The organism is Sulfuricaulis sp., from assembly GCF_049587675.1.
Taxonomy (GTDB): domain Bacteria; phylum Pseudomonadota; class Gammaproteobacteria; order Acidiferrobacterales; family Sulfurifustaceae; genus Sulfuricaulis.
This window is the reverse complement of record NZ_JBAVEJ010000086.1, coordinates 1-9,211: the sequence shown is the minus strand read 5'-3', so window position 1 is coordinate 9,211 and position 9,211 is coordinate 1. Positions and strand designations below refer to the sequence as shown.

Below are 9,211 nucleotides of genomic sequence, written 5' to 3'. Positions count from 1 at the left end.
GTCTCGACGACGGGCGCCGGCGCGCGCGGCGGTGCCACGGTCGGCGACGCAAGAGACGGCGCGGCCAGAGCATCGCCCGGTTGCGCCAGGGCATGCGCCGTCTCGCGCAGTGCTTCGACATCGATGCCATGCGCTGGCCCACCCGCAAGAAAATCGACCATGCGCGGAAGTACATTCAGCATCAGCTCCAATAGCTCAATGATCGCCAGGGAAGGAACGATCTTGGCCTCGCGTACTCTGTTGAGCACGTTCTCCACGGCCCAGGACAGTTCCGCCACCTCGGAAGCGCCCACCATGCGCCCGCTGCCCTTGAGCGTGTGGTAACCGCGGCGCAGCTCAGTTAGCGCATTCTGATTATCAGTATCCTCTCGCCAGACAATGAATTTGTTTTTGATGTTCTCGATCACTTCGCGTGCATCTTCGACGAAGATCTCCATAATCTCGGCGTCGAATTCCTCATCAACCGCGACGCGTGCCGGGGGAGGAGTGGGAACACGCGCCGGCTCAACCGCTTTGGGAGCGTCGCGGATGACGGGTACGCTCACCTCGAGCACAGATGCATCGCGCTCGGATTCGACCTCCGAGGGGGCGGGCATGGCCGGGGACGTTGTGCGCAAGGTCATGCGCCGGCCGGCTAACACCGATATGGCCGTAAACGATTGCTTCAGGGTATCGACGATCACTTCTGACATCCGCGACGGATCTTCGGTCACCAGTTCGAGCAGATGGTTCATTTCCGCGCTGATCTTCGCGATCTTTTCCTGCCCCTGCGTCTGGGCCATCTTGGTGAGTTCATCGAGCTGCCGGCCGAGCGGTTCGCGCGTCGTCTCGTTTTCAGGGTCATCGAGCCAGGATTCGAGGCTGAGACGCACACCGTCGATAAGCAGGGCCGGGTCGCGCTGTTTGCCGTGGCCGCTGCTCAGAGATGCGTCCATCTCCTTGAATGCCGCGTCGATCAGTGCGTCCAAATTCGGCCGGTCGGCGCGCAAGCCTTCGACAAAGGCACCGATCGTGCCGACACACACGGCCAGCCCGTCCATGATGGCGCTGTCAATGATCAGGGCACCGGACCGTATATCTTCGACGTGCTGCTTCGTCGACTCCACCAGTTCGGCGGCGCGTGCCTGTCCCAAAATCTGCATCGCCCCCAGAATTTGCGAAAGCAACTGCGGAGCATCGTCCAGCGCCTCTACGCGCGTGGTGTCGGAGGCGAAACCTTCAAGCGCCTCCTCGATGCGTCCCAGGTTGACGCTTACCTCACTGGCCACTACGTTCAACAATTGCTTGTAATCGGATTCCGTGAGCTCGGCATCCGTAACTTCTAGTCCCTCAGCCTCGGGCGCTTCCCTGGCATCGTCCGGTGCGTGCAACGCGTGCAACCGGTGAACGGCCTCCTCGATCTGCTTCTTCCATTCGGTGGCCGAATGGCTGATGTCGCGAGTACTGCTCTCAATCATGAGCAGGGCCTCGGCCATGGACATTGAAACCGTTTCGGGATTGGATATCCGCTTGTCGAGGATTGCACGGCAGACCTGCGACAGTTCGTCCACCAGTGACTTCAGTATCGGCACGTTAAGCATGTCGAGCGTGCCGGACATCTTATGGAACGATTCGAGCAACGGTTCGAGCGACACCGCGCCCTGATTTTCCGGATCGAAATAGGTGGACATCAAGTCCTGCGCTGCCTCGATCTCCTTGCCGAGCGCCGTCGATACCGACTGCAGCGCCTCGGGTGTCGGCAGGTCGCCCGTCGCGGGAACCTCAGCGACACCGCCGGTCAGCAGAAATTCAAGCTCGAACGCCTGGCTCAGCTGCGTGACCTTGGGTCCCGTGGATTCCGCGTGCGCCACGTCCCACAGGATGGCGTTGATGAGAGATTCAGAGGAATGGCGCAATACCGACTTTTCCGCGCCGTCAATGATCTTCTTGATCTGCTGGTCAAGGCGCGCAAAAAGCTTCTTGCGCTCGGCCGTCACTTCCAGACCGTCATCGATCAGCGCCTCGAGCAGGCCACCGGCGACCCAGAACATCTGCTCGGTCACCGCGAGTCCCGCCTTGGCCTGCAACTGTTCGAAGACATCCATGATGATACGCAGCGGTTTTTTGTTCGACGTATCGCGCAGCCAATCGAGCAACGCAGGCTGGAATGTACCGCGCGATTGTTTGGCAAAATCGCGGTATTCCGTCTCCGCCAGTTTCTCCGCCGGCTGGGCGGTGGGCGGCGGACGTACCGAGAGATCAGGTGAGAAAAGTTCGAGCTCCGAGATGGGCGGGGCATTATGCGCAGCGCGCAACTCGTTGATCAGCGTTATATGCTTGAGCGGGACGTCCAACTGGCCGTATTGAAGCCGTGCCAGGTAATCCGGTAGCGTGAGAATGCCGCGCGTCAGTACATCGAAAATATTCGAATCCGGAACGGCCTTGTCATTGATGACCGCTTCAGCCAGCGCCTCGGTTTCCTTGGCCAGCATGGCCGCTCCGTCGAGCTCAACCATGAGCAGCGTACCCACCACTTGATGCAGGTGAGTCGCGCAGAAGCGCAAGCGTGTCTTGTCGGTGGGATTTTCGGCGAACGACTCGAGTGCGAGACGCGCTTGTTTCAGCGTCTCATCGATCTCGGTCTTGACCCAACCAAGCGTGCTCAGGTCAATTTTGCTGTGCGTACTCATTGATATAACAAAACTCCGCCGCGTTCCGCCTTCTCGCTCTTCCGGAAGACGTGAAACTCACCGCTGAACCGTGCCACCCGGCGGGCGGCATCAGGTCGGCAGCTTGAAACCTGCCACGGAAGCCTGCAGCTCGCGCGCCAGATCGGAAAGTTTTCCGATAGCTTCCGCCGTCTGCCGGCTGCCCGAAGAAGTCAGCGTGGTCGTTTCCTGAATCTTGGCCATGCTTCCAGAAACGTCGGTCGCCGTTTGTGATTGCCGCTGGGCATCGCGCGCGATATTCACAATCAGGCTCGAAAGCTGCTCGGACACCGATTCGATTTCGCCCAGCGCCTGTCCTGCGGCATCAGCCAGTCGCGTGGCCTGCACCACGCCATTGGTCGCCTGCTCCATCGAAGCCACCGCTTCGTTGGTGTCGGCCTGAATGGTCTTAACCAGATCGGCTATCTGTTTGGTCGCTTCGGCCGAACGCTCGGCGAGTCGCTGCACTTCGTCCGCAACCACCGCAAAACCACGGCCCGCCTCGCCGGCCATGGCCGCCTGAATCGCAGCATTCAACGACAGGATGTTCGTCTGCTCGGCGATGTCATTGATGAGTTCCACGATTTCACCGATCTGTTGCGAGGATTCGCCCAGACGCTTGATGCGCTTGGCGGTTTCCTGGATCTGCTCGCGCATTTCGTCCATGCCCTTGATCGTGTCCTGCACCGCCGCCGCGCCACGCTTGGCGGTCGCCACCGAACCTTGCGCCACTTCGGCGGAGCGTTCGGCGCTCTTCGACATGTCTTCCATCGAACGCGCCATGGCCACCATTTTGCCGGTCGCCTCGGTGATCTGCGCCGCTTGCCGCAACGCGGCTTCGGTCAGTTCGGTCGCCGTCTGGCGTGAGTGCTCGGAAGCCACGGCCACCTGCTGTGCGGCGTTCTTGATGCGCACGACCAGGTTGCGCATTTCGCGCACCGCGTAGTTGATCGAGTCCGCGATCGCGCCCGTGATCTGTTCGGTCACCTCCGGCTGAATCGTGAGGTCACCGTCGGCGAGGTCGCCCATTTCGTCGAGCAGTTTAAGAATCGCGTCCTGACTCTGGCGGTTCTGCTCGGAGCTGTGGTGCGCACGGTCACGGGCGTCAACAACCAGCTTGCGGGCCAGCAGGAACAGAAAGAGTACGGAAGCGAAACCGGCGACGAAAATCATGGTGCGCACGCCGGTGCGCTGCTCGGCCAGTCTCGAGTAGGCATCGACCAGATCCCTCGATTTCTTAAGCAAGGGATCGGACTGCTCGAATACCGTCTGGCTCGCGCGCTGGGAGACGAACAATTCCGCGGCGTTGCCCAGGATACCTTCGACGTGGTTGTTGATCTCAGCGAAAATGGCGGCCGATTCATCGAGCTTGGGGCGTACGCTCGGCGGCGCCGCCTTGCGCAGCTTTTCGTCGGTTTCCTTGAAGAGCTTGGCGTCTTTGCCGAATTCGGCGGCGGCCACCGCGGCTTCGTTGCCGCCCTGCGAGAACAGATTGACGTCCTTGGCAATACGCTGGGAGAGCATGCCCTGACGGCTCGCGAGATAAAGCTGGTCCTGCTTCATGCCAGCCTGTGAACCGAGCTCGACAATTTCGTCGGAGGCCGTCAGCAGCATCGGGCTCATCTGGTTGATCGCCATCACCGAGTCATGCATGCTGAAGAGCGATTTCTCCAGCGAAAGAATCTGGTCGACCTGCCCGCGCAAGCCTTCGTTCGGCTTCGGCGACCACATCTTGATGATTTCCTTCAGCTGGTTGTCGGCGATATCCGGCGGACTTGACACAACCCCCAGTTCGGGATTTCCGTCGCGCAACGAAGTCACGATGCTGTCAAAGCGGTCGCGTGATTCCTTGAGAGTGCGGAAGGCGGTCGGCTGACCCAATACCGTTTCGCGCGCGTCTTTCGCCAGTCGCTGCGACAACATCAGCAGCTGCGATGATTGCTCGATATATTTGGATTCGCGTTCGGACCGCTGGGCGTTCAGGACCAGCAACCAGATCATGGCAATCATGGCGAGGACCAATCCGCCCAGGAGGAACGACAGGCCGGAAAACATGTTCATGATGCCGCCTGGCAGCACCGACGCTGCCGGTTTGCCGACATCAACAAACTCGTCTGCCGAGGCCCCGGGCGTCCCACCCGAAAGATCGATAATGTCCTCGGAGGGTTGATCGATCAAGCCATCCTTCGTAGATTTTTTCCTAGCCATACTGTCCACCTCATCTCATTTGAGATATGTCACCGTTATACATTCATCCAAACAGGCCCGCCCCGGCTTTGCTTCGCGATTCAGGCCGCGACATGCCGGAAAGAATCACTCTCCGCCAGCGATTTCATGTCAAACACTCCCCACAACACGTTGTCACGCAAAAAAGCGCCATTCAGTTGGGCCACGACGGGATCGTCCAGACCGGACAGATCCTGACGTTCCAGTTCTTCGTCGAAATGCCGCAAACCCAGCACTTCATTGACCAGCACGCCGGCGTTGAGTCCGGGCACGTTCATGATCAGCATGCGTGCTTTCTCATCAAGAAAAACCGGCGGCTTGCCGAAATACTCCGGCAGATCGACGATCGTGATCAGGTTGCCGCGCACATTGGCCACACCCTTGAGCCAGGATTTGACGCCCGGAACCAGTGTCGTGGGTGGCGGCGGGAGAATCTCGAGCACATGATCGAGCGGCGTCACCAGCATCATGTCGCCGATCCGGAAACCCACCCCCGACCACAGTTTCGTGACTTCGACTTCCTGCGGGAGCCCCGGGGCGTTTTCCAGACTCTCCTGCTGCATCTTGCGCAGAAGTTCGAACGGGTCCTGTTGAGTTCTGGTCATGGCTAGAGCGTCCTGATCTTCTCCATCAAGACCTTTTCGATGACCGGCTTGACGATATAATCCTTCGCGCCCTGGCGCAGGCCCCAGGCCTTGTCGGTTTCCTGGCCCTTGGTCGAACACACGATGACCGGGATGGTGGCGGTTTCCGGATCCTTGGTGATCGCGCGCGTGGCTTCGAAACCGCTCATGCCCGGCATCACGATATCCATGAGGATCAGGTCGGGCCTTTCCTGCTTCGCCTTGATGATGCCTTCTTCCCCGCTGGTTGCGGTCACGACCGTGTACCCGTTTTTCTTGAGCATCTCGCTCATCAGATGGGTGTCCGTCGCCGAATCATCCACGATCAATACTTTTTTGATGGCCATATGACAGCTCCATGCGTTTCGTTTTTAAAATCCCCGGCGCGTCGGGCGCACCCGGCCCGATCAGTGCACATACTTGTTAATCACATCAATCAGCTCTTCCTGGGTGAACGGTTTGTTGACGTGTTCTTCCGATCCGGCGATCCGCCCGCGGGCGCGGTCGAAGAGTCCGTCCTTGCTCGACAACATGATGACCGGCGTGTCCCGGAATTTCTTGTTGTTCTTGATTAACTGGCAGGTCTGGTAGCCATCGAGCCGTGGCATCATGATGTCTACGAAAATAATGTCCGGATTGTTATCGGTGATCATCGACATGGCCTCAAACCCGTCGGCGGCCGTATAGACTTCGTAGCCGGCCTTCTTCAACAACGCTTCGGCCGTGCGCCGTATCGTGTTGCTGTCATCGATAATCATTACTTTGATGCTCACGTGCGCTATCCTCGCCGAAACTCTGCCCATTGGACGCAATCCTCTCCCCCACCGCGCGAAATCCGGTCGGTGAGTGATGTAATTTGTGCAATTATTTTGCTATAACAATGATTTGGTAGCACAAATACCGCCCAAAATCCATGCACTGGCCTGTGCCGGCTCACCCTACTCAATATAGTCCATGCTTTGGCCGGTCGTCCCGAAACAGCCCGCGGCCCTCAACCCTATCAAGAGGCCCCGAAGGAAGCGGTAAAAATGGCCAAATAGCAGCATGAATCGTGCCATGGCGCCCGTTGGACTTAACTTGAAGCAAAGCAATCGGCTACCATGGGGCCAAGATCAGTCATGACGCCAATACCAGGGAACCATGGGTAACGACTCTCGGCCTGCTGTTCCACATCTGACCACGGCCCTGACCGGGCCGTTGCAGAAGATTGAAACCCACCTGCTGCAAAACCAGGCCGGGATCGAGCGCTGGTTCCGTTCCCAATGGCAGGAGACACCCGCACCCTTTTATTGTTCCGTGGATCTGCGCAATGCCGGTTTCAAGCTGGCGCCGGTGGACACCAACCTGTTTCCAGCCGGATTCAACAATCTCAACCCGGCCTTCCAGTCGCTGGCGGTCCAGGCGGTCCAGGCGGCGCTCGAACGCATCTGTCCGAGCGCCGGTGGCGTACTGGTCATTCCCGAGAACCACACGCGTAACCTTTTCTATTTCGAAAGCCTCGCCACCCTCGTCGAAATCCTGACCATGGCCGGCCTGCGCGTGCGGCTCGGTTCGATGCTGCCCGATCTGCGCGAACCGAAAATCGTGGAGCTTCCTTCCGGACGGCGGCTTACGCTCGAACCGCTCGTGCGTCGGGAAAACAAGATTACGGTAACCGACTTCGATCCCTGCTTCGTGTTGCTCAACAATGATCTCTCCGGCGGCTTGCCGCCGATCCTGCAAAACCTCGAACAGCCCGTCGCCCCGCCGCTGTCGCTCGGATGGTGGAAGCGCCTGAAGTCGAATCACTTTGCCCACTATCATCGCATTGCCTCAGAATTCGCCGACCTGATCAAAATCGACTCATGGCTCATCGATCCGATCTTCCGCAAGTGTGGCAAAATCAATTTCGAAAAACGCACTGGCGAGGAGTGCCTGGTCAATTACGTCGAAGAAGTGCTGGCCGCGACCCGCCTCAAATACCGCGAGAACGGGATCGACCAGGAGCCCTTCGCCATCGTCAAGGCCGACGCCGGCACCTATGGCATGGCCATCATGTCGGTCAAGAGCGCCGACGAGGTGCGCGCGCTCAATCGGAAACAGCGCAACAAAATGGCGCACATGAAGGAAGGACAGGCCGTCACCGACATCATGGTGCAGGAAGGAGTGTACACCTTCGAGACCTGGGGCACGAAGAACGCGGTCGCCGAACCGGTGGTGTACATGATCGACCACTTCGTCATCGGCGGCTTCTACCGCGTGCATACCGAACGCCGCACCGATGAAAATCTGAATGCTCCCGGAATGCAGTTCGAACCGCTCGCCTTCGCCGACCCCTGTAGTTATCCCGACCCGCTCCAGGCACCCGATGCCAATCCCAACCGATTCTACGCCTATGGTGTCTTGGCGCGCCTGGCGTTGCTCGCCGCGGCGCGCGAATCCAAGGAAGCCGCCCAGGCGCCGGCACCGGCTTCTGAAGGCATGAAAAAAGCAAGTGTCTGAACCATAACAATCCGCCCTCTCGGAATGACAAGACGAGCGAAGCGAGTAGGGCTACTGATCTTATGACATGATGAACGTAGTAGGGCTCCATTGATGACACTCCGGCTTGGCGTAGTGATGGACCCGATCGGGTCGATCAAGATTAACAAGGACAGCACATTTGCCATGCTGCTCGAGGCCCAGGCGCGCGGCTGGTCGATTCGCTACATGGAACAACAAGACCTGTTCCTGCGCGACGGGCAACCGTTCGCACGGCAGCGTTCGCTCAAGCTGTTCGATAATGCCGATCGCTGGTTCGAATGGGGCGAGGAAAACACGGAATCGCTTACCGCGCTCGATGTCATCCTGATGCGCAAGGACCCGCCGTTTGACATGGAGTACATTTACACCACGTATCTGCTCGAACGCGCCGAGGACGCCGGCGCGCTGGTGGTCAACAAACCGCGCAGTCTGCGCGACGCCAACGAAAAACTTTTCACCGCCTGGTTTCCGCAGTGCACTCCGCCAACCCTGGTGACGCGCTCCGCCGCGCACATTCGCGGCTTTCTCGCCGAATATGGCGACATCATCCTCAAACCGCTCGGCGGCATGGGCGGCGAATCGGTATTCCGTCTGCGCCGCGGCGATCCGAACACGAACGTGGCGATCGAGACCCTGACCGCCGATGAAACCCGCTTTGCCATGGCGCAGCGCTTCATCCCCGAAATTGCCCAGGGCGACAAGCGCATCCTGCTGGTCGACGGCGAGCCCATTCCCTACGCGCTGGCCCGCATCCCGGCCGAGGGTGAAACCCGCGGCAATCTCGCCGCCGGCGGCACGGGGGTCGGCGTACCGCTCAGCGAGCGCGACCGCTGGATCTGCGCGCAAATCGGTCCAGTGCTGCGCGAGAAGGGGCTGCTGTTCGTGGGACTGGACGTCATTGGCGATTACCTGACGGAAGTCAACGTCACCAGCCCCACCTGCATCCGGGAACTTGACCGGCTTTACGGGCTCCATATCAGCGCCGGGCTCATGGATGCCATCGCCGCGCGGCATTCCAAGCTTAAGGTACGCCGGCCAGGTTAAGATATACTTTCCATATTCTTAAGAAAGAATTACTAAAAAATATATACGACAGGATCAGCAGGATTTCTCAGGATTTACAGCACTAAGGAATCTGATTTTTTCTTTTTGTTTAAGGGCTACATATTAGAG

The 9,211-nt window shown here is 59.0% G+C and carries 7 protein-coding genes; 2 read left to right on the top strand and 5 right to left on the bottom strand.

From position 1 onward, the window contains the following. The 5 genes from WB402_RS04475 to WB402_RS04455 all read right to left on the bottom strand — a co-directional run. On the bottom strand, window positions 1-2,669 hold a 2,669-nt coding region (locus WB402_RS04475; protein WP_424205716.1), incomplete at its 3' end, for an Hpt domain-containing protein. A gap of 90 nt (window positions 2,670-2,759) precedes the next feature. Next, window positions 2,760-4,895: a methyl-accepting chemotaxis protein gene (locus tag WB402_RS04470; protein WP_424205715.1), complete on the bottom strand. Its 2,136-nt coding sequence runs from the start codon at window positions 4,893-4,895 to the stop codon at window positions 2,760-2,762. Between the two features lie 80 nt (window positions 4,896-4,975). Next, complete coding sequence (locus WB402_RS04465; protein ID WP_424205714.1) at window positions 4,976-5,518, bottom strand: chemotaxis protein CheW; 543 nt, start codon at window positions 5,516-5,518, stop codon at window positions 4,976-4,978. 2 nt (window positions 5,519-5,520) lie between these two features. After that, window positions 5,521-5,883, bottom strand: a complete 363-nt coding sequence (locus WB402_RS04460) for a response regulator (RefSeq protein WP_424205713.1) — start codon at window positions 5,881-5,883, stop codon at window positions 5,521-5,523. Window positions 5,884-5,943: 60 nt separating this feature from the next. Next, the gene (locus tag WB402_RS04455) at window positions 5,944-6,294 is read right to left on the bottom strand and encodes a response regulator (protein ID WP_269458343.1); all 351 of its coding nucleotides are present in this window, start codon (window positions 6,292-6,294) and stop codon (window positions 5,944-5,946) included. Window positions 6,295-6,676: 382 nt separating this feature from the next. On the opposite strand from WB402_RS04455, the gene gshA reads away from it, so the two are divergent. After that, complete coding sequence (gshA, locus tag WB402_RS04450; RefSeq protein ID WP_424205712.1) at window positions 6,677-8,017, top strand: glutamate--cysteine ligase; 1,341 nt, start codon at window positions 6,677-6,679, stop codon at window positions 8,015-8,017. Between the two features lie 93 nt (window positions 8,018-8,110). Continuing rightward, on the top strand, window positions 8,111-9,082 hold the full coding sequence (gene gshB / locus WB402_RS04445; RefSeq protein ID WP_424205711.1) for a glutathione synthase: 972 nt from the start codon (window positions 8,111-8,113) through the stop codon (window positions 9,080-9,082). Window positions 9,083-9,211 lie beyond the last annotated feature (129 nt).